We start from the raw sequence: 22,303 nt of genomic DNA, 5'->3' as shown, positions 1-22,303 counted from the left end.
GATTGAATAGCGCGGGTCCCGAGCTGATCGTTCGCTGGCGCGGTCTCACCGCCTCGCCTTCTTGGGTGGGGATCAGCCGGTGGAAAACGACTCGGAAAACACCAGCCCCCAGCCTGCTGATCGGCGCGCCCCGGCCACTCGTCCTCCGCAGATAGGCCTCTCAAACTCGTCACTCTGGATCTTGCCGGACGAAAACCTGCTGTCCTTTGGGACGCAAGTCGACGATCGGATGCCCCAAGGCAATGCGGAACGCCGTGCGGTCTACACCCATCGCCGCAAAGCAGTCCTCAAGCGTAGTGTTATCATCGACGGCATGGTGCATTGCAGACTCTGAAACTCCCGCGCGCATTGCGTGCCTTAGCAGCTTGAGGACCTCGTCATCGCCTCCCGAGCAGTAGAATTTCAAGCGCATCCTGCCGCGGACGAGATAACAGCCCTTCATCCCGGGCTCCCGATCCGCGGCGCGCTCTACCACGGCGTATCTCGGAATGTCCCGAATGTCCGGAGGCAAGCGCTAGCCGTCCTCAGACGGGGAGCCGACGCCATCTGAACCGCGTCCGAGACGCGCCGGAAACCGAATCTCTCGATCCAATCGGAGAATGCATTGGCCCAACCGGGCCGAGCGGCTCGTCGGGCCAAGCCTTGTGTTCCCACATGTCGCGCAATTGACGCGCCGCAGCCCGCCATTCCGGGTTGGATGCCATAGTCGTTCGCCTGTGGAAAGACAATTCGAATCGTGTGGAGTCCTACGCCCCGGTGGCTCTCGCGAACCAGCTATGTTCATGCGGATATTGGTAGAAAAATATTTGTTGGGACGGGCCAGCGACTCTTGGATCGGATCGATGAATTGCGGGGAAGGCGGTTCGACAAGCCCACCGGACGAAACTTCACAGACCGACAGGCGGCGCCCGATCCATCCCAGCCACGTCTATCTTTCAGGGAGATCATCCCGTCGAACGCGGCCAGTTTGGCCTTCGCTTCGGATTCATATCGCCGTAACGAAGCGTCCTGCGGCTTTTTCGGTGAGCCTGCCCGAAGCTGTTGCCAAGCGACGAGATCCTCCAGCGGCGATCGAGCCAACGGCTCTTTAGTCCAGCGGCCCCTCTCAGTGCGCACTCGCGTCGCGCCGGCTCGCAATCATACCCGTGAGGCACCGCCGTATTCTCTGCCCTCAGCAATCCGCTGTCGTAGATTCAAGTTAAGAATATGGCTCGGGCAACGGGCAGCAGTTCAAGGAAAGCCAGACGTTCAGAGCGACGAATAAAACCGAGCTACCGGTGCACCCGGACTTGCCGCCCGGTCCATTACAATTGCCTTGCTCAGCTTCTTCACGGCCCCAGAAGTGCGTGAGGGGTGCGATCATCAGCCGGCGGGGCCACGAGCAAGGCAGCTCGATCCAACGTGGAACCTCTACAGGCCGACTGAAACTGGCAGTTTTCTAGCATACTGACCTGGGTTTATCTCGACGACCTCCAACGGAGAACCTTCATGTACATACCACCCCACTTTCGAGATGACGACCTGGAGAACATTCGAGCGACAATCCGGTGCGCCCGATTGGCCAACCTGATCACGGCCACGTCTGACGGGCCCCTTGCGACGCCTCTTCCGCTCTTTCTCGATGAGAGCGAAGGCAAACACGGCGCGCTGTACGGCCATCTAGCGAAGGGCAATCCGCAATGGCGCACGCCCCCGATCGGAGAAGCTCTCGCGATCTTTGCTGGCGCAGAGGCTTATGTGACGCCATCCTGGTATCCCAGCAAACGACAATCTGAACGTGAGGTGCCGACATGGAATTACATCGCGGTCCACGCCCATGGGCCGACCGAGTTCTTCGAGGATCCCGATCGCCTGCTTGAAATCGTGACGCGTCTGACGAATATCCATGAGACGTCACGAGCGACGCCTTGGGCTGTCAGCGATGCTCCCGCGGATTTCATCGCCGCCCAGTTGCGTGGGATCGTCGGCGTGCGCATCCCCATCACCAGGGTCGAAGGCAAGCGCAAGATGAGTCAAAACCGTCCCGCTCCTGACCGCCTTGGTGTCGCCACCGGCTTGGCGGCGAGCAAACTGCCACGGGATCAGGAAGTTGCAGCTCTTATCCTGATTCAGGGCTGAGGCGACAATGTGCATGACTAGCGCCAACAGGGCCGGTCGACAGAAAGCGAGCCTACATCTGCTCTCACGGGCCCCAGCGGCATTAGTCTTGCCGTGACGCCGGTCGAGGCATTAAGGATTGGCTGCAGCGGCGGCCTCTCAGTCGAAAGTTGTTCAACACCCCGGAGCTTCGACTTAGTATTCCGAGAGTCTGAGAATCCAATTTGCCCCACCGGAGTGAACCGATCTCGGAGAGATCAACCTAGCCCATCGATTAACTCGCAAAATTCACTTACGGAACGGTCAGCTCGAACTTACCGCACCATGTAGACTCTTGTTCGTATTCTGACAGAGACGCAATGTCGTGTCAGGTCCAGTGCAGCGCGCATAGTAAGCGTTGAGACCTTCCAAAGCCCTTCCGGCCTTATTGCATGCCAACGCTGGCTGGCATGGCCATTGCTTCAACTAAATCAATCCAGAAATAGAGCTACAGAAGCAGCAATGCGTACGCTCTCCACCCGCCCTCTCGCCTCGGAAGAACGGTCCGCCTGTTCAACTCACTGGCGCGCGCTGCACCCGTGACGACTCTGTTCGAACCGCGACGATCGCCCCAGACATGTAGACGAGTAAATATCTAAGTCTCGAACACATTCTATCGCACGATCACATTTGCCTTAGGTTCATGCATGAAATCCGCAATTATTTTCGACTGGAATGGCACGCTGCTCGATGATGCCAACGCAGTGCTGCAAACCATCAATGCAATTTTGAGCCGCTTCGGTCGCGCAGCTGTGGATATGCACAAGCTTCGAGAGAGGTTCGAACTTCCTCCTTCGGCTCTTTTCCGCAACCTAGACATGTCGAAAGATGAAATCGAAGTCCTACAGAGCAACGACAACGCCATTTTTCACGACACTTACGAGTTTCTGGCGCGCAACGCGGCCTTACGTAAAGGGGCTCGAAATGTTTTGCTCGCCGCTGATCAGCAAGCCATCCAAACCGTCATTGTCAGCCACCACATTGTTGGACCAATTCGCACACAATTGCGAAGACTTGGGATCAAGACTCACGTCACCGACATTTTGGCATTTGAGAGCCGCGCAACTCAGTTTAGGAGCATGAGCAAGCAAGAACGGCTGCGCTTGTATATGCAGGCCAATGATCTATCCCCAGAAAGAACTGTCATCGTGGGCGATATGCCAGTTGAGACCGAGATTGCTCGCAATCTTGGCCTTATCAACGTATCAATCGTGGGAGGATATGTTTCCGAAGGGCGCTTACGCGCGGCAGGGCCCGACTACATGATTTATGATCATCATGAATTATTACCAATCTTACGGAAGCATTGCCTTTTTGAGGGCAGTTGAGTGATTGCAATAACATAACCGAATGTCTTCCGTCGGCTGCCGCTCTCTTTGCACCATATTCGATGGGTGAGGTCGACGATCGCGCTTCTTTGTCGTTCGGTCGAATCATCGGTTGGTCCGAGAACTCGCGCCAATTAGCGCAATTCGTTTCCATGGAGGCTACATGTTCTTCTTTCGCCTGGCACGTTGCTTGCTGAAGATCATCCACCCCGAGAAGCAGAAACTTCAAGGGCTTGGAAAAACAACATGAGCACAACGGCTTTGATCGGTGACGTCATTCCGGGCGCCGATGTTCTGAAACGTGCAGCGCGCATCGGTGCCGAAGTCAAAAATATCGAGCTATCGGGCGATCTACCGGACCGCACGATCGCTGCGATCAACAGCTTGCTGCTCGAGCACAAGGTGATCTTCTTCCGCAACCAACGACATCTCAATGACGTTGAACAGGAGCGCTTTGCTGCTCGTCTTGGAAAGCTAACGCCTCATCCGATGCTTGGCGCCGCCAGGGGGACGGCCTCGCTCCTCGAACTGGACTCCACTCGCGGCGGCGGCCGTGCCGATGTTTGGCATGCGGATGGGACCTTCGCCGATGCCTATCCCAAGATTTTAGTCCTGCGGGCCGTAGTAATGCCAGCTTACGGAGGCGACACCGTGTGGTCAAACACAGCTTCCGCGTATCTCGATCTGCCGCCGCCGCTACAACGGCTTGCCGAGGAGCTATGGGCCGTTCACAGCAACGTTTTCGATTACGCCGGGATCGCGCGTGTCCGCGAGGTGGACAAGAAACACTTCGACGAGGTATTCACCAGAACGGTTTTTGAGACCGAGCATCCCGTCGTGCGCGTCCACCCCGAAACAGGCGAGCGGACGCTAGTGCTCGGTGCTTTGGTGAAGCACTTTGTTGGGATCTCCAAATACGACGGACAAAAGCTCTTCGATCTGTTCCAGTCTCACATCACCGCGCCCGAAAACACTGTGCGCTGGAACTGGTTAGAGGGCGATATCGCGATATGGGATAACCGCGCAACGCAGCATTACGCCGTCAACGATTACGGGGACGGGCATCGCGTCGTACGTCGGGCGACAATCGAGGGCGACGTGCCTATCAGCGTCGATGGCCGGAGTAGCGTACCGCGCCTGAAGGTGACCGAATAAATGCCCATCGACGCCAGGCGCTCTTGCATCTGAAGACAGAGAAAGCCCGGTGATCGGCGTTATTTCGGGGCAGACGCAGGAACACGCTTTCCGACACGATATCTTAGCTCACGGGCCAAACCCGGCAGCGTCTCGGTTGATGCATCGTACTGTTAGCTTTGACCGGCAGCTTCGAGAAGCCTTGAGCATCACTGTCATTCGCCGGCTACCGGTACGCGGCCGCCACGTTTCAATTTAGAAAATCCTCGATCCGTGGCCATAAAGCGCGCCAACATGGGAGCGATGAGCTTAGTCGGTTCGACCACTTGACCACCTTGAAGCGTAAGGGCTTCTGCATATGCGATGAGATCGCGATGCACGGCCGCCGGCAGTTCCGCACTCACTTTGACCGGCTTGTCATCTGGAAGCTCTCCTATTTTGAGCTTTGGCATGTTGTCACCCTCTATACGGCGTAAGTATGAGGTCACGATTGACAAGAACACGAACCGGGAAACCAGGTCGTACGGTCAAAGTAGGCTGGATGTTGAGACTGCGTCGAACCACCTGCTGTCCGGTTTGGTTTAGGGAGTCGGAGGCACCGTGTCGTAATGCCTGGATGATGGCGCTGTCGTTGCTGTTGGTGTCCGAGCCGACCCCCAGTTCAGTCCCGACCGCCAGAAACGTCGATAGCGCTGCAGCCTTGAACAGCTCGCCCCAGTGATTATCGACCTGATCTTCGAGGCCTGCATATCCGGCAGCGTCAGCGCCAGGTTGTCGCTCGAGAACGATGGAACGTCCATTCGGCATGATCAGCCGGGTCCAGACGAGTAGGACGCGTGACTGGCCGAAAGTGACCTGGCTGTCGTAGACCCCGATCAGACGCGCGCCCTGCGGCACTAACAAGAATCGACCGGTGGGTGAGTCGTACACGTTGTCTGTCACCTGCGCGGTGATTTGGCCTGGAAGATCCGATCTAATCCCCGTAATCAGAGCTCCCGGAATCACAGTTCCAGCCTGTACGATGTAGGGTGAAGCCGGCCGGGTAATGCGGTCAGGACTTACCGTGCGACGATCCACAGAGGCGTTCACGAAGGCAAGCTTGCGGTCCTGGCCGTTCTGCGCAGACCCATCGTCGCCAGTGCCCGTTGCGTTCGGTAGCACGGCGCGATCGCTTGCAACCGCTGCAGCGGTGGGCGCACGCACTCATCCTCCATTGGTCGAAGCGAATAGATGACTGATGCGGGCTGCCTCGGACTCCTGATCTCGGCGCTGCTGGTCCGGATCAGCGCCGATCGCCGGCAACTGGCCTTGAGCGGCAAGGATCGGTCGACCGAGATCCCCGGGGAGCGGCGGACCAAGCTGTGGGACGGGTTGGCGCGGAACGCCAGCATAGTCCTTCGGCAGCGTCGTAATACCGTCCGCAACATTGTGGTGGTCGGTACTGTAAAGCTCATCGGCCGTTTGATTACGGGAGCGATTGCTCTGTAGCGACCACAACACGGTTCCGCCGATGACGAGCAATGCAACGGCGCTTCCGCCGGCCAAGACCTTCCGCGACAACCGCGTGACGCGCGGCTGCTCAGCTCTCAAGCGGAAGCTTTCGGACGGCTCGCCTTGTGTCGCTGGCGGAACTGCTTGCTCGTGATCGTTGGGATTCCGAGTATTCATGACGACGGCCTCCCGTCGGTCCTGACAATACGGACCTTCTGCTGGTGCTCGCCGCCAAGCCGCAATTCGGCGGCAGCAAACAGCCGATCGACGATCAATACGTTCCCGTAGGCGCGGTAGTTGACGAGTTCGGTCTTGCCGTCTGGACCGATGACGAAGAGCGGAGGCATCTCGCCCTGCACGATGCCTTGCGGGAATTCGACATAGACCTTGCGGCCATCGTCATATGCGGCGATCGGCCGCCAGGGAGGACTGTCCCCTTCGATGGCATAGCGAGAGATGCGCTGCGCCGGATCCGGAAGAACGGGTTTCAGAGCGACTGCACGTGAACGGTCACGTGCGGTTTCTGGATAGTACCAGGCAACAGACGGCATGTATGGTCGCTCGCGGGAGCGGAGTTCGATCAGGTAAGTGCGCCGGTCAGTATTGACCACCAGGTTGGTCTCAATCGAAGCTCGGGTCGGCTTGACCAGGATATGGACGCGCCGCGTGTCGCCGCTCCCGCTCTCGGTATCGCCCACGACCCAGCGTACGGTATCTCCGGCCGCGATCGGCCCTGATCCCATCAACTGTTCTCCTTCCTCGAGCGCGATATCCGTGATCTGCCCGGGCGCGGCGTACACCTGATAGAGAGCGCCAGGACTGTAGGCGTAGATTTGCGCCGCGTTGAAATACCCACGTTTGCGCGGTTCGACCCTCGCTGCGCTGTTTGCCGTCTCAACCCGGCTCACGGGTTCGGGCTTTTCTTTCTCGGCCGATTTGCCGCCGAGAGTTGGCTTCCAGAGCGGTGGAACGTGAAGCGGCCGCAAGCTGTCGTCCAGTGCCCACTGGAGCTGCCGGCAGCGGCGGGACCTCCGCGTCATAGCTGATCTCCGGCGGTACGTAGGTCGCGCACCCGCCGAGCGCCGACGAACAAAGCAAGAGCGCCGACAGGAGCGCTCGCTTTGAGGTCACGAACTCGGACCGAGGCACATTGAGCTTGCTGTGCGGGAGGAAACGCTTCGAATGAACGTCGGACGGCGGCTTGGTCACTGACTCAACTCCTTTGACCAGTTGATGGCGCGGACGCCAAGAGGGTTTTTGCGCAGGCGTTCGGCATCGCGCGGCGTTTCGATCACGATCGTAAGAATCGCGGTCCAACGCTCCGTCGAACTCAACGATCCGTTGTCGTAGGTGCGCTGAGTCCACCCGACGCGAAAGCTTTCCGAAGAGGCGCGAATGACGCTCGAGACGTCGACGGAGATTTGCGCCTTACCCAGCTTGGCAAAGGGATCGTTGTTGCGCGCGTAGTCGTTGAGCGCAGCGGCGCCGCGATCTGTCGTAAAGTCATAGGCCCTGAGCCAGTTTTTTCGCAGAACGATGCCGTCCGCCGGCAGACCTCTGACATCCTCGATGAAGCGCGCCAGATGGTAGGCGATCTGCGCATCAGTCGGTTGATAGTCGATGTTGGCCGGCGCAACCCTTTGAGCCTGGCCGAGATGATCCACTTCGACCACCCACGGCGTGATCGATCCTTGGCTCGACTGCCAGACAAGGCTACCTGCTAGGCCAGCGGATAGCATCAGGCAGCCGAACGCCATCAAGCGCCAATTCTTGGCCTGCACGCGGGCAGATCCAATGCGTTCGTCCCAAACTTGGGCTGCCTTTTGATAAGGCGTGATCGGTTCGGGCATGCGCCCGTAATGAACTGATGGTCGTTTGAACATCGATGTTTGCCCCTGCGATCAAGTGATCGGTTTCAAGTCGTGCGAGGGAAGGGTTTGAGGTGCTGCTCTGCGTTGGGGATGCAGTGGTGCGTCTCAGCGCTCTCCTTCAGACAAATCGACGGAGGAGCCGCTGCCGCCGTGATCGCCTGAGCGAGCCGCGTGGCCGGCTACCGATGCGCCGTGCCGAATAGTCTCGGCACGCTTCATGCGCCGCGCCCAATCGGGCTGACCTTCGGCCGAGGTGCTCGCGGCCTGTGCGCCGGTTTCCCCACTTCCGCTGAGCGCACCCGCCGCACGACGTAACGGACTCATTGCAGCCGAAGTGCCAGCCTCCGCGACGCCAGCAAGGCCTCCGCTTCGATAGGCGGCTGATGCTCCGCTTATGACAGCGCCGCCACCGCGCGCGGCGCCTGCAATCGCCCCACCAGCGAGGCCAGCGCCACCGGCAACAACACCTGCGCCTGCCGCAACAATGCCGCCGGCAGCAAGGCCTGTTCCAATCGCGGCACCCGCGCCGAGCTGAGGTCCGCCCGACACCAGGCCGTTTGCGATACCCGGACCGAAGATGCCGAGCCCCAGCAAGGAGAGCGCCGCGAGCACCAGTGTCATCGCGTCTTCAATGGTCGGCTGTGCGCCGCCGAAACCAGCGGTGAACTGCGAGAACAGGGTCGAGCCGATGCCTATGATGACGGCCAGGACCAGAACCTTGATCCCTGAAGATATGACATTGCCCAAAACCCGCTCCGCCGCAAAGGCGGTCTTGCCAAACAGACCAAATGGAATGAGCACGAAGCCGGCCAGTGTCGTGAGTGTGAACTCAATCAGGGTGACAAAGAGCTGAATCGCCAAAATGAAGAAGGCGAGCAACACTACGACCCAGGCGAACAGGAGGATGACGATCTGGACGAAATTCTCGAAGAAACTGATGTAGCCCATCAGGTTGGAGATCGAATCGAGCAACGGTCGGCCGGCATCGAGTCCGACTTGAGCGATCTTTCCCGGTCTCAGAAAGTCGGATGCGGACAGGCTTGCGCCCGATGCTTTCAGCCCAAGACCCGCAAAACTCTCGAAAACAATGCGCGCCAAGCCATTCCAGTTGCCGATGAGGTAGGCAAAGACGCCGACGAAAAGCGTCTTCTTGACGAGACGTGCGACGATGTCCTCGTCCGTTCCCCAACTCCAGAACAAGGCGGCGAGTGTGATGTCGATCGCGGCAAGAGTCGTCGCGAGATAACCGACGTCACTTCCCAGCAACCCGAATCCGTTATCGACATAACGCGTGAATGTTTCCAGAAACTGGTCAATGATCCCCGTACCGGTCATGGCTTGCTCGCCTCAGGTGCCGCCAGGTTCGGAAATCCCTGCGGGATCCGGCTTTGATCTTTTGGGGCAGGCGCCGAACTGGCCGAGTCATCGTGGCCAGAAACTACAACGCCGCCTTTCTTGCCAAGGAACCGACGCCGGTTTTCAGCCCAAATCTGCTGGCAGTGGCGATAGCCTGCCGTCTCCTCTGGAGTGACGCCGCGGCAGCGTGCGAGATCGGAGGCGGTTGCATCGGTCGTCTGCCCCGCCTGCGGTGTCGGCGGAGAATCGTCTCCGCCACGCAGCTGAATCGTGCAGGCGGCGACGGCCACCAGGCCGATCGTCGTAAGCAGCGACAGCGCCTTGAATGCCCGGATGTTGGTCATCAGTGAAACATCTGCACGTTGGAGGATTGATAGCCCTGCCCCGGTGTCAGGAACCGCCGAAGCTGTTCTCGGCCTTGATCTTGAGCCGATGCGCGCTGAGCGGCTTCAAGGCTCTGCGCCCTGCCCTGCGCCGTCATGACGGCGGTGAGGTCGGCGAGCTGCTGCGCGTTCAACGCAAGGATCTGATTGCCAGCCTGGGTTGCCTGCAGCGCGCCGCTGGCACCCTGGCTCGACGTTACGAGTGTGGATGTCTGGATACGATTGGTGTCGAGGTTGCCGACGATGCCGGCCTGGACGCGAAGCGCGTCCTGAGTTGCCGAGTAAGTATTTGCCAGCGCGATTGAGCGTTGGAGATGAGTAACTGGCTCGACTGGCTGCCGGTCGCCGGTGCATAGCTGGTCGAGAAGGCACGATCGATCTGCTGCACGTCGTAGGCAATGCGCTGTGCCTGCGCCAGCAATTGCTGGGTCCGCTGGATCGATGATTGCAGTTGCTGCAGCGACGAATACGGCAGGTTTGCCAGATTCCTGGCCTGGTTGATCAGCATCTGCGCCTCGTTCTGCAACGAGGTGATCTGATTATTGATCTGCTGGAGCTCCCGCGCGGCCGTCAGGACATTCTGGACGTAGTTGGTGGGATCAAAGACGATCAGCGCCCGTGCGGGCGGCGTAACGCCGAGCAGCAGCGCGAAGGCGGCCGTGGTCGCCAATAGGCCAAGAGGTCTCATAGCGAATTCTCCAGATTGACGAGATTGGGAATCAGATCTGTCGCCCAGGCGACGCCACGGTGCTGGAGCCAGGCCGGCACGAAACCGTCAGGTCCATGCTCGGCGATGAGTAGCGAGATGGCGGCCTGGTCTGTCTTGGAAGAGGCCGCGGTGAAGGCGAGCGCAACCTCACCAAGGCCAAGTTCGAACATCCGGTTGCCGCGACGAGACTGGCAGTAGTAGTCGCGCTTGCTTGGGCGTTGCCCGGCTCAGAAGCTCGATCTGGCGATCATTGAGGCCGAAACGGCGATAGATCGCAGTGATCTGCGGTTCGATCGCTCGTTCGTTCGGCAGCAACAGGCGCGTTGGGCAGCTTTCGATGATCGCCGGCGCGATCGCGGAGCCGTCAATGTCCGAAAGCGACTGGGTGGCGAAGATGACGGACGCGTTCTTTTTCCGAAGCGTCTTCAGCCATTCCCGGAGTTGCCCCGCAAAATGCTCGTCATCGAGGGCAAGCCACCCCTCGTCGACAATCAGGAGTGTCGGCCGGCCATCGAGACGATCACCAATACGATGGAAGAGGTACGCCAGCACGGCCGGCGCCGCACTCGTTCCGATCAAGCCTTCGGTCTCAAACGCCTGGACCGACGCCTCGCCGAGACGCTCGAATTCGGCATCAAGCAAGCGCCCGGAAGGTCCGCCCAGGCAATATGGTTGCAGGGCGCGCTTCAGGGAGTTCAATTGAAGAAGGACTGACAGGCCCGTCAAGGTCCGTTCCTGCCTCGGCGCCGAAGCGAGAGATGTCAGCGCCGACCACAGATGATCCTTGACCTCAGGAGTGATCTCGACCTTTTCCCGTGCCAGGATGGCCCCGATCCACTCGGTGGCCCATCCCCGCTCGGAAGGATCGTCGATCCAGGCCAGCGGCTGCAGGGCGACGGGGTTTTCGTCCCCGTCCGACAAGGCACCACCTAAATCGTGCCAGTCGCCACCCATGGCGAGCGCGGCCGCCCGGATCGAACCACCGAAATCGAACGCGAAGACCTGAGAGTTCGGATAGCGGCGGAATTGCAGCGCCATCAGAGCCAGCAACACGGATTTGCCGGCGCCAGTCGGGCCGACCACGAGGGGTGTGGCCGACGTCGCCGACGTGGAGCGAGAATCGGAAGGGAGTAGATCCCTCCGTCTTGCCGAACAGAAGCGGCGGACCCTTGAAGTGCAGATCCCTCGCCTCGCCCGCCCAAACGGCCGACATCGGAATCATATGGGCGAGGTTGAGGGTCGACACCGGTGGCTGCCGCACGTTGGCGTAGACGTGCCCCGGCAGACTGCCGAGCCAGGCTTCGACGGCGTTCACCGTCTCGATCATGCACGTGAAATCGCGCCCCTGAATGACTTTCTCGACGAGACGGAGCTTCTCATCGGCGGCGTTAGTATCGCGGTCCCAGACAGTTATTGTCGCCGTGACAAAGGCTTGTCCGATCTGATCCGACCCCAGTTCCTGCAATGCCGCGTCGGCATCAAGCGCCTTGTTGTGGGCGTCGGTATCGAGCAGCGTCGATGCCTCGTTGGTCATGACCTCCTTGAGGATGGCACCGATGGATTTTCTCTTGGCGAACCACTGACGGCGGATTTTGGTCAGCAGCTTGGTGGCATCGGTCTTGTCGAGCATGATCGCTCGGGTCGACCACCGATACGAGAATGCCAGGCGATTCAGGTCGTCCAGGATCCCCGGAGTCGTCGCCCCCGGAAAGCCCACGATCGTCAGAACTCGCACATTGGCCGAGCCCAGCATCGGCTCGAGCCCGCCGGTCAGCGGCTGGTCGGCCAAGAGCGCGTCGATATACATCGGTATTTCGGGCACCCGAACGCGGTGACGTTTGGTCGAGATCGTCGAGTGCAGGTAGGTCAGCGTGTCCTGATCATCGAGCCAGGCACATTCGGGCATGAAACCTTCGACGAGTTGAAGCACACGGCTTGTCTGGTCGATAAACCCACGGAGGACCTCGCGCGCGTCGGCTCCGACGGTGCGGTCGCGACCTTCGTAAAGCAGTTGCTCTGCCCTGGCGGCCCCTTCCTCCGGAGGCAGATAGAGGAAGGTCAGGAAGTAGCTGGACTCATAGTGGGCGCCCGCCTCCTCGAATTGAGCCCTGCGTTCCGCGTCAACCAGCGCAGACGCGACATCCGGAAAGGTGCTCGCAGGATAGGCTCCGGCAAAATGCCGCTGCGCCTCAACGAACACAGCCCAGCCTGATCCCAGGCGGCGCAGAGCGTTATTCAAGCGGCCCGCGACGGCGACGAGTTCGGCCGGCACTGCGCTATCGAGGTCCGGTCCTCGGAACTTTGCTATCCGCTGGAACGAGCCGTCCTTGTTCAGGATGATTCCCTCGTCGACGAGCGCTGCCCAGGGCAGGAAGTCGGCGAGGCGCGCGCTGGAATGGCGATATTCGGCAAGATTCATCATGACCGAGGCTCAGGTGTTGAGGTGACCGGGAATGCGCAGATGTCGGCGCACCACATCGACGAAGGCAGGATCGCGCTTGGCGGCCCAGACGGCGGCCATGTGGCCGATGAACCAGAGGACAAGACCCGCGATCCAGAGCCGAAGTCCCAGCCCCAGGGCTGCCGCAAGCGTGCCGTTGACAATCGCAACCGACCGCGGCGCGCCGCCCATCAAGATCGGCTCGGTGAGTGCGCGGTGAACGGGCACGACAAAACCTGCGACCGGGTCATCCATCAGATCACCACGCCGCCGCCGAAGGAGAAGAACGACAGGAAGAAACTCGAGGCGGCAAACGCGATCGACAGACCGAACACGATCTGGATCAGCCTGCGGAAGCCACCTGACGAGTCCCCGAACGCGAGCGTGAGCCCGGTCACGACAATGATAATGACAGCGATGATCTTGGCGACCGGGCCTTCAACCGACTGCAGGATCTGATTGAGTGGCTGCTCCCACGGCATATTCGAGCCGGCAGCCCACGCCGGTGCTGACGCCAAAAGAACCATCCCGGACGTGGTCAGTGAAGCGACATCTCGAAGAAAACGAAATTGCGGGCGCATGTCAGTCTCCTGCTGATGAAAGGTTGTAGTCACCGGCGGCCCCGAGCCCGGTGACGATGGCGAGTTCAGCGAGGCGACGGTCGGCGCCGCGCCCCGCCAGCACGACGATAACGTTGATGGTCTCCGCGATCAGGGCGCGCGGAACCGTGATGACGGCTTCCTGGATGAGTTGCTCGAGTCGCCGCAGCGCGCCGAGCGCGCTGCCCGCATGGATAGTCCCGATGCCACCGGGGTGACCGGTGCCCCAGGCCTTGAGCAGGTCGAGCGCTTCGGCACCGCGAACCTCGCCAACCGGAATGCGATCCGGGCGCAATCGCAGCGATGAGCGAACCAGGTCGGAAAGCGTGGCCACCCCATCTTTGGTCCGCAAAGCTACGAGATTAGGCGCCTTACATTGGAGTTCGCGCGTATCTTCGATCAGCACGACCCGATCGGAGCTCTTCGCGACCTCGGCCAGCGCGCGTTCGTCAAGGTTGTCTTGCCGGTCGATGTCCCGCCGGCGACGAGGATGTTTTTCCGTGCCGCGACCGCGTCCCTCAGGTTCCTCGCCTGCTCCGAGGTCATGATCCCCCTGGCGACGTAGTCGTCGAGCGTGAACACCGCCACTGCCGGCTTGCGGATAGCAAAGGCCGGTGCCGCAACGACCGGAGGCAACAGCCCTTCGAAGCGCTCGCCTGTCCCAGGCAATTCGGCCGAGACCCGCGGCGAGCCGGCATGCACCTCCGCACCTACATGGTGCGCTACCAGGCGAACAATGCGCTCGCCGTCCGCCGCCGATAAAGTTTCGCCTGTGTCGATCAGGCCATTCGACAACCGGTCGATCCACAACCGCCCATCCGGATTGAGCATCACCTCGATGATCGCTTCGTCTTCGAGGTAGCCGGCAATCGCAGAGCCAAGCGCGCTGCGCAGCATTCGCGCGCCGCGCGAATTCGCTTCCGATTGAATGGAATGAATTGCCACCGCCGCCCCCACTAAACGAGGCGCCTACGGGGCGCCTAAGATGGGGATGATTAGAAAAGGCACCGATGGACTTGGCGCAACAAGCGGCTTCAACGATCGTGGACTAGCGTAGAAAAAGAAAGTCTGAGAATTGATGCTTGAGGTGACGGTTCGCTGGGAGTGGCTTGCTCACCACTCCACATCGTCATTCGCGGGCAAGAGGATGACCGAATCCTCATACAACCCAACTGACTCGACAGCGCAGCGAATGTCAGCCGGCCTGAAGAAGAGGATTGAACTCATCCACGAAGCGATGGATCGGCGCCAGGGCAGCGCGAACCAGACCAGCGTCGCGATCTGCAGTACTACGTTGAGACCAAAAGCGACTTGATAGGCTTGGACGGGCCTATGGCCATCGTTCGTCGCCCATTGCGAAAGGATCAGGCCTGTTGCAGATTGCGCCAGAAAGGCCCAGCCAAAGTGCAAGACGTTCAAAGCGCCATTGGCACGACCAGCAAGCTCAGGCGGAAAGTAATCCGCTATTACCGCAAAACTGACCACAGTCGCCGTTCCGGCAATTGCGACAACGGACCAAGGAAAAATGGACGGCAGAGGCGCTCGCAGGATCAAGGCCAGCTCGGCTGCGATAAGCAAGACTGCAACGATCCTTAATATCGTCTCCGCCCCGATTCCCCTTCGTTTGATGTGATGAACCGTCATGCCGAACAGCCAGGCACCGCCGCCAAGCATGATCGACATTATGAACAGTTGTCTGACAAGACTTGAACGGTCAAACCCCTCGACGTCTGTCAGCCACGGCGATGCCCACAATCCCTGCAGGGACCAGGACGATCCAACGCAAGTCGCCGACAACGGTGCCATTCGCCAAAAGCGCCGATCGCTGAAGACGGAGCTCAGGGAAGCGGCCGCTGTTGATGGGGCCACGCTTCGTTCAGGCACTACGACGTAGATGAGAATGGCTGTCGTACCGGTCGCGAGTGCAATGATGTCAAAGAGCTGCCGCCAGCCCATCCAGCCAAGCAGGTATTCGACGGGAGCTGTGGCGGTCACTGCTCCAAGCGATCCCAACATGATCATGTAGCCATTGAGCAACGCAACTCGCTCCCTGGGGAACCAAAGGATGATGGACTTCAGTCCTGCCGTGAGCGACGCCGCGACACCAAGCCCGATCATTGCGCGCGCGATCAAGAGGAGTAGGAAGCCGTTCGATACCGCGAATAGTCCGGCGCCGACTGCTGCGAGCAACAGCAAAACGCTCTGGACGCGACGTGGACCAAAGCGGTCCAATAGAATACCGATGGGGATCTGAACCGCTGCGAAAACAAAAAAATAGACTGACGTAAGCAACCCGAGATCAGCAGCACCAACGCCCGTATCCGAGCTGAGATGGCTGGCGATCAGAGCGTTGATCGTTCGAAACAGATAAGAGAAATAGGACCCAGCTGCAAAAGGCAGAAAGACGCGCGCGATTCGACGCCATGCTGTTGAAATTTGCATGCTGGCCCCTTTGCTCTCAGCTCGCTCGAGCCGATAGCGCGTCCAGCTTTTGTCAGTTCGGCTAAATCGCTGCGGTCGTAGGCTGGGGTAGAAAAAGAAAGACCGGCGAAATGGTCTTTCTACATGGTTCAATCAGATTTCTTCGGCCGGTTCCTGACGGCGTATATCTTCTGGAATTTCGCGCAGAAAGCTTTGCCCCTTTTGCAAACGCCGACCGAGCGCCTGGACAAATCCTTCAAAGCGCTCCCGGCCCTTTGCCTGTGCGGCTGCCTGCGCGTCGTTGGGTAGCGGTGGCGTGATCGTCAGCCAGAAACGGATGAACAGGGCCAAGCTCTCGGCGGTCAAACCGACGTCGCGTTCCAGTCTCTGCATCTGACGGGAAAGCCGATCTAGGCGCCGGGTAAACGCTGCCTCCCGCCTGTCCGCGCCGTCCGGCGACAGGAACGAAGCAACCGCCGCCTCTACGATCGCAGACCGGGAAAGCTTCTTGCGATCGGCAAGCTCCGATATCTGTTTCAGAATCTCCGGTGGGAAGTAGACGTTCATCCGGTCGCGCATATTGCCTCAGAGCTCCATACCGTCATTCGGGTCCATGGCGACTTGACGGGCGACACCGCGCATCTGCTGGCGTATGAGCCGGGACTGACGGATGGCATCCTCGTCGTCGTCAAGAACGGCCGCAAATTCCTCTGCCGGCGTCGGTTCGGTCGTCTCCTTAGCGATCGCGACGTGATCGGCGAGTTCGGGCTCACGACGGAGCCCGCTGTTCGCCGCATCTTCCTCGACCTCCGCGGCTTTGTCAGCTGGACCTCGCGTCGGCTTCAGAGTTCCAAGTGTTGACCATCCGTCCGTTCGCGATGACTGACCTGATGCCGCCGGCTCGGGCGGTGGCAAGACACGCTCGGTAAATCGCTGATCCTCGTAGTAGCGGACCTTCTTCGCCCGGATTGGCGGCGTGCCAGCCACCATCACGATCTCGTCCATCGGTGGAAGCTGCATGACTTCGCCGGGGGTCAAGAGCGGCCTCGCCGTCTCCTGGCGCGAGACCATGAGGTGCCCCAGCCATGGGTTCAACCTGTGCCCGGCGTAGTTCTTCATCGCCCGCATCTCGGTCGCCGTACCCAGCGCGTCGGACACCCTTTTGGCCGTCCGCTCGTCGTTGGTCGCGAAACTGACGCGGACGTGACAATTGTCGAGAATGGCGTTGTTGGGGCCGTAGGCCTTCTCGATCTGATTGAGCGATTGCGCGATCAAGAAACTCTTGATGCCGTATCCCGCCATGAAGGCCAGCGCGGACTCGAAGAAATCAAGCCGTCCGAGTGCCGGGAACTCGTCGAGCATCATCAGAACGCGATGCCGGCGATCGCGGGCGTGTAAGTCCTCGGTTAGGCGCCGGCCGATCTGATTCAGCACCAGACGAATCAATGGTTTGGTTCGCGAGATATCAGAAGGTGGCACCACAAGGTAAAGCGTCGCCGGTCGGCTATCTGCGATCAGATCGGCAATCCGCCAGTCGCAGCGACAGGTCACCTGGGCCACGACGGGATCGCGGTAAAGGCCGAGGAACGACATCGCGGTGGACAGGACGCCTGAACGTTCGTTCTCGGATTTGTTGAGGAGTTCGCGCGCGGTTGAGGCGACCACGGGATGGGCACCATGCTCGCCAAGGTGCCGGCTGGTCATCATCGCCTTCAACGTGGCCTCGATCGGCCGCTTCGGATCGGATAGGAAAGCTGCGACGCCGGCCAGGGTCTTGTCTGCCTCAGCATAGAGAACATGGAGTATGGCGCCGACCAGGAGCGAATGACTGGTCTTCTCCCAGTGGTTCCGCTTGTCGAGCGAGCCTTCGGGGTCGACCAGGACGTCGGCCACGTTCTGGACGTCGCGAACCTCCCATTCCCCACGTCGGACTTCGAGGAGCGGATTGTAAGCTGATGACTTTGGGTTGGTGGGGTCGAACAACAGGACGCGGCCATGCCGCGAGCGGAAGCCGGCGGTCAGTTGCCAGTTCTCGCCCTTGATGTCGTGCACAATGGCCGAACCCGGCCATACAAGAAGAGAGGGAACGACGAGACCAACGCCTTTGCCGGACCGGGTGGGCGCGAAACACAGCACGTGCTCCGGTCCGTCATGACGGAGGTAGTCGCGGTCGAGTTCGCCGAGCACCACACCGTCCGGACCAAGAAGTCCCGCCACTCGAATCTCTTCCGCATCAGCCCAGCGCGCTGAGCCATAGGTCTCGACGTTCTTGGCTTCACGCGCACGCCACACCGACATGCCGATCGCCGCCGCGATCGAAACGAAGGTCCCGGACGCGGCGATGAAGGCTCCCTCGACAAAGACCTGAGGCGCATAAGCATCGTAGACGAACCACCACCAAAAGAAGATCGGTGGGTAATAGATCTTGAGGCCCAACAGTTCGAACCAGGGCCGGCCAAGCTCCGGTTGATAGGCGAGCCGCCAAGCCGTCCACTCTGTTGCTCCCCAGATGGCCAGCAGAACGATCAGGCCGACAACGATCACCTGCCCCCAGAGGATTTTGGTTCCGGACATTCCGAACGTCCCTTCCGCAACTTGATTGGAGAGATTCCTAGAGACCGAGGTCACGCTTCCGACCAAAGCCCCATTCGATGCCCCCGCCGTCCTTCACGACGCCGGTGACGTGTTGGCCAAGCTTCTTTTCGAGTTCGCGCGACCAGGGCACCAGCTGAAAGCCCAACCCATTATCGATCATGGCGAAGCGTCCCGAGGCTAGCGTCAGCCGCTGGCGATACGTGCCCGCCACATGCTCCCCGGAGTCAGCCTTTACCCGTGGTAGGCGGATGTCGGCCGAGACTTTTGCGGCAGCCTCGTCCAGTTCGCGCCGGCGCAACGTGTTCAGGAGATCGCGCTGCAAGATAATGCGTTGCCCCTGCCGCCGCGCTAGGCCCTCCTGGATCAGATGCTCGGTACGGGCTTCCATGGCGTCGCGGGTCTCACGCCCAAATCCTCCCATGGCGAGTGGCATGGGGTCGCGCTCGACCAGCCGGTAGTCGACCCAGGTTGCCCCCTTCGCGGTGACCTGCTCACCAAGATCGAGATCTGAACGGGTCGCGAGCACCAGGGTGGGACGCGGGTCGCCGGCTTGACCGAAGCGTCGGACTTCGACGATTCCGCCGATCGGCGGTGCGTGGTCGAAAGCTTCGAGACCTCGGAAGCGCACGTGATGCGCGCGTCCGTCTATTCCATCGATCAGGGCATAGGCTTCCCCGGTCAGTTCGTCATGCAGTCCACGGTCGACCAGGCGTCCGATAAGCTGGGACGTCGGCTGTTCGCCTTCGATGACGTAGTCGGCAACGCCGCGCGCTTCCCCGCGGTTGGTAAAGGCGCGGTGCATGGCCTTGATGATATCGCCACGCATGCCGAGGTCGCAAAGATTGCGCTCGGCCTCGAGCCCGACCATCCACTCCCCCGGCGAGGCGGGTGCAGCAAGACCCATCTTCTCCAGGTGTTGAAGGCGACCGACCATCAGGCGCCGGATCTCGGGATCGGACTTGCCGGAATTCTCCGGGCGAAGATCGATAGTGCCGGTCTCATCGGCCGCCAGCCGGATCTCCCGATCGAGCCGCGTCCATCGTTCCGCCGTGACTTCCCTCTCTAGCGAATTGCGGATCTCGTGCTCCGGTTTTGGACCCAACTCGCAGGCGACCAGTTCCTCGGCGCGGGAGCGCAGGCCTTGGCTGATGTAGTCGCGGGAGATCACGAGATCCGCCCCCTCCTCATCTACTCCCCGAACGAGAAGGTGGACGTGAGGGTTGTCGGTGTTCCAATGATCGATAGCAACCCAATCGAGCCGCGTGCCGAGATCGGTCTCCATCTGCCTGACGAGATCGCGGACAAAGGCCTTCAAGTCGGTCATGTCGCCGGCATCCTCTGGCGAGACGATGAAGCGGAAATGATGCCGGTCGTCCTTGCACCGTTCTGCGAAAGCCAGGCCATCAGCACGGTCGCTGCCGGCATCAAACATCTCGGCCCGCTCACCACTCCGGGTCACGCCGTCGCGCTTCAGATACGAGAGGTGGGCGGTCAGTGGTGCTGAACGGAAGGCTCGCCCTTTGTGCCGGACCACGCGCGCTTTCAGCACAACGCGCCTCGTCGAGCTGAATAATCTGGCGCGGCTAAAGGCGAACCGACCACGGCCAAACGTCGAGCGTCCATGGCCCGGCGAACGCCTGCCGGCCATGGTGTGACCCGAGCTGTGTCCGGCTTTCTTCGCCGCCCGCAGCACCTGGTTGATGAAGCTCTTGGGCTTCGGCGCGCGTGTACTGCGGATGCGCCCAGGCCGAATTCGCAGGTCGCTATCGCCTGCCGTCATGACCAGGCCTCGAAGAACGCAGCGACACCTACAGTGCCGAAAACTTGTTTGAATGTCCGGGAAAAAGTCTTTGGCGCGGCACGCGCCCCGACCGACCGGCACGCCGGAACCCAAGCCATGTCAATGGCTTGTGGTTCGACCGGCGAGCCCCTTTTATCTCGCCTTCCTAATCCGGCGTTCAAAGTCAACGTCTTCCTACGCTTTTCTTCGACTTTTCGCACTTCAGCCATGACAGACTCCCTGCATCGACAACACGCAAACGTCACCGCACCGCGCTTGCAGTCGCATTCACCAGACGGGGTCCATGCGTTCCTTCGCGTTCAGCACTTCGGCCGTCGCATGCTCTTCACCAGGTTCGTAAACAGGGCTGTCCAAGCAGTTTTGCGCTCTCGTCCCCTAGGGGCGGGAGCAGGCAAGAGATAGCGGACATTTCCCCGTTTCGCGCACCCGCCAGGGGGCGCTCACCGCGCGCGGATCTCTAATTTCGTTCCTCCTCAACATGCCGGCGCAAACCCAGCGCTAATCCGTCGTCGCCTGCACCGCGGTTAACGTGCAGGTTTCCACCGCAGCCGCTGCGTGACTTTGGCGCCAAAACGAACGTGGAAACCGGTCTCGCTGACCCACATCCGGTGCAGAATGCTCGCAAGCTTGCGCGCGACCACGGTGATCGCGCACAGCATGCTCGACCGTTTGGCGATCCGCAGGCCCCGCGCTCGCGGCACCGACCATTTCCTGACCCGCAGCAGCAGGCTTGCGGCCGCCTCGCACACTGCGACGTCACCCAGTTTGCTGATGCGCCCTTCGTGATCGATCGACATGCCGGACCGTTGCCGCCTCGACGCCAAACCAAAATGCTCGCCTACCGTTCGCGATCTGGCAAAGCGCCAGGGATCATCGACGCCGACCTTGAACGACATGGCGGTCGCAACGGGACCGACGCCAGGAACCGTCATCAGGCGCCGCCACACATCATCACACTGGACGACCTGGAGCAGCACACGGTGCAGCCAGTCGTACCCCTCCAGGATGGCGCGACGCACATCCAACATGGCCCCGATGGTCATTACGAAGATCGGATGGCTGCGCTCGAAAAGCTCGCGGACGCGAGCCTCAAAGGCGCCACGGGCGACCGTTCGAACGAGCAAAGCATAGGCACGCAGCGCACCACGAATGTGGTCCTCGAGGTCGATTAGTTTGCGCTTGAGCAGCCTTCGGCTGGTCAGCAGCGTACACATCTTCTGCATGTCGATATTCTTGACATGAACGGCGCGATACCAGCTCAACCGCGTCATCCGCCCGATGCCGCGCGTGTCATTCTGGTCGGTCTTGTTACGCATTGTCGACAGCGAAACGCACATGTGACGCGCTTCGACGACAATGATCGGTAGCCCCGCTGTCTGCAGTTGGCGATGCAGCCAGATGCCAAGCGATGACGGCTCGCCCCCCGCTCTCTCTAGGCGATCCGCGCAGCCTTCGACTGCGGAAGGGATCGCAGCTGGCTCGATCATAATGTTGACCTCGCGAACGGCGAGACCCCCGCCATCGACGATGCAAAGACTGGTCTCCTCAAGACCGATGCCCGACCCAACGCAAAGCTTCATCGGAGCTCTCCCATGTGGCTATGACAAGCTAAGTCGCTGCACCGGGATCCGGATTCGCCCACACGGCGGCTATCCCTGTGCACCGGTTTCTCGAAGCCCAACTTGAAGGGCCGCTCTGCCGTCATGTTCCGTAGGCAAACGCAATAATCATTTATTGCGACGACGTTGCCTGACGGTTCACAATTGCGATGCGGCGACTCTAAAGAGGTGACGCGCTCTTCCCGCGATGAGTTGAATGCCAAGCTGCTCTCCGAAGCCATTGCCGTGCTTCGCGAGCTGGTTTCACGCGCGCAGGACGCCACAGACGAGTCGTACGATGACGGCCATTCGGTTGATACTTGGAAGAGCGAGGATTTCCGCGCCGCGATCGAGCGCGCCGAAGCAGTGATCGCGAAGGCGGCAGCTGCCACGGCAGGGCCCCGCACAGAGTAGGAGCTCGCCGAGTCGATGCAATCCCGG

General features: G+C 60.4%; 16 protein-coding genes and 5 pseudogenes. 4 read left to right on the top strand and 17 right to left on the bottom strand.

Annotated features, from left to right (window positions below):
* Window positions 1-169: 169 nt before the first annotated feature.
* On the bottom strand, window positions 170-442 hold the full coding sequence (locus tag ACVISU_RS30370; protein ID WP_456709397.1) for a hypothetical protein: 273 nt from the start codon (window positions 440-442) through the stop codon (window positions 170-172).
* Between the two features lie 1,046 nt (window positions 443-1,488).
* Here ACVISU_RS30370 and ACVISU_RS30365 point away from each other — a divergent pair.
* The 3 genes from ACVISU_RS30365 (at window position 1,489) to ACVISU_RS30355 (ending at window position 4,619) form a co-directional block, all read left to right on the top strand.
* Window positions 1,489-2,118, top strand: coding sequence for an FMN-binding negative transcriptional regulator (locus tag ACVISU_RS30365; protein WP_456709396.1), 630 nt, complete (start codon window positions 1,489-1,491; stop codon window positions 2,116-2,118).
* 665 nt (window positions 2,119-2,783) lie between these two features.
* A complete protein-coding gene (locus tag ACVISU_RS30360; RefSeq protein ID WP_456709395.1) occupies window positions 2,784-3,464 on the top strand; it encodes an HAD family hydrolase in 681 nt (226 codons plus the stop codon).
* A gap of 246 nt (window positions 3,465-3,710) precedes the next feature.
* Entirely contained in the window at window positions 3,711-4,619 is a 909-nt protein-coding gene (locus ACVISU_RS30355; RefSeq protein ID WP_456709394.1) for a TauD/TfdA dioxygenase family protein, read from the top strand.
* Between the two features lie 194 nt (window positions 4,620-4,813).
* On the opposite strand, the gene ACVISU_RS30350 is transcribed toward ACVISU_RS30355, so the two are convergent.
* From ACVISU_RS30350 to ACVISU_RS30275, 16 genes and pseudogenes are all read right to left on the bottom strand, one after another.
* Window positions 4,814-5,050, bottom strand: coding sequence for a DUF2274 domain-containing protein (locus tag ACVISU_RS30350; RefSeq protein WP_229195521.1), 237 nt, complete (start codon window positions 5,048-5,050; stop codon window positions 4,814-4,816).
* Window positions 5,051-5,054: 4 nt separating this feature from the next.
* Window positions 5,055-6,266, bottom strand: a pseudogene (locus ACVISU_RS30345) (TrbI/VirB10 family protein).
* A pseudogene (gene trbG, locus ACVISU_RS30340) lies at window positions 6,263-7,298 on the bottom strand (P-type conjugative transfer protein TrbG). Before trbG ends, ACVISU_RS30345 begins: the two co-directional pseudogenes overlap by 4 nt.
* Window positions 7,295-7,972, bottom strand: a complete 678-nt coding sequence (gene trbF / locus ACVISU_RS30335) for a conjugal transfer protein TrbF (protein ID WP_456709393.1) — start codon at window positions 7,970-7,972, stop codon at window positions 7,295-7,297. Before trbF ends, trbG begins: the two are co-directional and overlap by 4 nt.
* A gap of 93 nt (window positions 7,973-8,065) precedes the next feature.
* The gene (gene trbL, locus ACVISU_RS30330; RefSeq protein WP_456709392.1) at window positions 8,066-9,295 is read right to left on the bottom strand and encodes a P-type conjugative transfer protein TrbL; all 1,230 of its coding nucleotides are present in this window, start codon (window positions 9,293-9,295) and stop codon (window positions 8,066-8,068) included.
* Window positions 9,292-9,660 carry a putative entry exclusion protein TrbK-alt gene (gene trbK-alt, locus ACVISU_RS30325; RefSeq protein WP_456709391.1) on the bottom strand — a complete coding sequence of 123 codons (369 nt, stop codon included), beginning with the start codon at window positions 9,658-9,660 and terminating at the stop codon, window positions 9,292-9,294. Before trbK-alt ends, trbL begins: the two co-directional genes overlap by 4 nt.
* Window positions 9,660-10,387 (bottom strand): annotated as a pseudogene (gene trbJ, locus ACVISU_RS30320) (P-type conjugative transfer protein TrbJ). The gene trbK-alt and the pseudogene trbJ overlap by 1 nt, the downstream one beginning before the upstream one ends.
* Window positions 10,384-12,830, bottom strand: a pseudogene (gene trbE / locus ACVISU_RS30315) (conjugal transfer protein TrbE). Before trbE ends, trbJ begins: the two co-directional pseudogenes overlap by 4 nt.
* A gap of 9 nt (window positions 12,831-12,839) precedes the next feature.
* Window positions 12,840-13,103: a VirB3 family type IV secretion system protein gene (locus tag ACVISU_RS30310; RefSeq protein WP_165127949.1), complete on the bottom strand. Its 264-nt coding sequence runs from the start codon at window positions 13,101-13,103 to the stop codon at window positions 12,840-12,842.
* A complete protein-coding gene (locus ACVISU_RS30305) occupies window positions 13,103-13,375 on the bottom strand; it encodes a TrbC/VirB2 family protein (RefSeq protein ID WP_244486413.1) in 273 nt (90 codons plus the stop codon). The genes ACVISU_RS30310 and ACVISU_RS30305 overlap by 1 nt, the downstream gene beginning before the upstream one ends.
* Before the next feature lie 55 nt (window positions 13,376-13,430).
* Window positions 13,431-14,344 (bottom strand): annotated as a pseudogene (gene trbB, locus ACVISU_RS30300) (P-type conjugative transfer ATPase TrbB).
* A gap of 216 nt (window positions 14,345-14,560) precedes the next feature.
* Window positions 14,561-15,889 (bottom strand): MFS transporter, encoded by a 1,329-nt coding sequence (locus ACVISU_RS30295; protein ID WP_456710937.1) that lies wholly within the window; start codon window positions 15,887-15,889, stop codon window positions 14,561-14,563.
* Between the two features lie 132 nt (window positions 15,890-16,021).
* On the bottom strand, window positions 16,022-16,447 hold the full coding sequence (locus ACVISU_RS30290; RefSeq protein WP_456709390.1) for a ribbon-helix-helix domain-containing protein: 426 nt from the start codon (window positions 16,445-16,447) through the stop codon (window positions 16,022-16,024).
* Between the two features lie 6 nt (window positions 16,448-16,453).
* Complete coding sequence (locus tag ACVISU_RS30285; protein ID WP_456709389.1) at window positions 16,454-18,442, bottom strand: conjugal transfer protein TraG; 1,989 nt, start codon at window positions 18,440-18,442, stop codon at window positions 16,454-16,456.
* 37 nt (window positions 18,443-18,479) lie between these two features.
* Entirely contained in the window at window positions 18,480-20,243 is a 1,764-nt protein-coding gene (locus ACVISU_RS30280; RefSeq protein WP_456709388.1) for a relaxase/mobilization nuclease domain-containing protein, read from the bottom strand.
* A gap of 545 nt (window positions 20,244-20,788) precedes the next feature.
* Window positions 20,789-21,844, bottom strand: coding sequence for a transposase (locus tag ACVISU_RS30275; protein ID WP_456709387.1), 1,056 nt, complete (start codon window positions 21,842-21,844; stop codon window positions 20,789-20,791).
* Window positions 21,845-22,075: 231 nt separating this feature from the next.
* On the opposite strand from ACVISU_RS30275, the gene ACVISU_RS30270 reads away from it, so the two are divergent.
* Entirely contained in the window at window positions 22,076-22,276 is a 201-nt protein-coding gene (locus ACVISU_RS30270) for a hypothetical protein (protein WP_456709386.1), read from the top strand.
* Window positions 22,277-22,303: the final 27 nt, after the last annotated feature.

This window comes from Bradyrhizobium sp. USDA 4452 (assembly GCF_054063575.1).
This window is presented reverse-complemented; position numbering and strand designations above follow the sequence as displayed.

Bases quoted from the DNA above. Each gene is read 5' to 3' on its own strand.
- ACVISU_RS30350 (WP_229195521.1), bottom strand. From the start codon at position 5,050: ATGCCAAAGCTCAAAATAGGAGAGCTTCCAGATGACAAGCCGGTCAAA.
- ACVISU_RS30305 (WP_244486413.1), bottom strand. From the start codon at position 13,375: ATGGTTCTTTTGGCGTCAGCACCGGCGTGGGCTGCCGGCTCGAATATG.
- ACVISU_RS30365 (WP_456709396.1), top strand. From the start codon at position 1,489: ATGTACATACCACCCCACTTTCGAGATGACGACCTGGAGAACATTCGA.
- ACVISU_RS30275 (WP_456709387.1), bottom strand. From the start codon at position 21,844: ATGAAGCTTTGCGTTGGGTCGGGCATCGGTCTTGAGGAGACCAGTCTT.
- ACVISU_RS30280 (WP_456709388.1), bottom strand. From the start codon at position 20,243: ATGACGGCAGGCGATAGCGACCTGCGAATTCGGCCTGGGCGCATCCGC.
- trbF (WP_456709393.1), bottom strand. From the start codon at position 7,972: ATGTTCAAACGACCATCAGTTCATTACGGGCGCATGCCCGAACCGATC.
- ACVISU_RS30370 (WP_456709397.1), bottom strand. From the start codon at position 442: ATGAAGGGCTGTTATCTCGTCCGCGGCAGGATGCGCTTGAAATTCTAC.
- ACVISU_RS30310 (WP_165127949.1), bottom strand. From the start codon at position 13,103: ATGGATGACCCGGTCGCAGGTTTTGTCGTGCCCGTTCACCGCGCACTC.
- ACVISU_RS30355 (WP_456709394.1), top strand. From the start codon at position 3,711: ATGAGCACAACGGCTTTGATCGGTGACGTCATTCCGGGCGCCGATGTT.
- trbK-alt (WP_456709391.1), bottom strand. From the start codon at position 9,660: ATGACCAACATCCGGGCATTCAAGGCGCTGTCGCTGCTTACGACGATC.
- ACVISU_RS30295 (WP_456710937.1), bottom strand. From the start codon at position 15,889: ATGCAAATTTCAACAGCATGGCGTCGAATCGCGCGCGTCTTTCTGCCT.
- ACVISU_RS30285 (WP_456709389.1), bottom strand. From the start codon at position 18,442: ATGTCCGGAACCAAAATCCTCTGGGGGCAGGTGATCGTTGTCGGCCTG.
- trbL (WP_456709392.1), bottom strand. From the start codon at position 9,295: ATGACCGGTACGGGGATCATTGACCAGTTTCTGGAAACATTCACGCGT.
- ACVISU_RS30360 (WP_456709395.1), top strand. From the start codon at position 2,784: ATGAAATCCGCAATTATTTTCGACTGGAATGGCACGCTGCTCGATGAT.
- ACVISU_RS30290 (WP_456709390.1), bottom strand. From the start codon at position 16,447: ATGCGCGACCGGATGAACGTCTACTTCCCACCGGAGATTCTGAAACAG.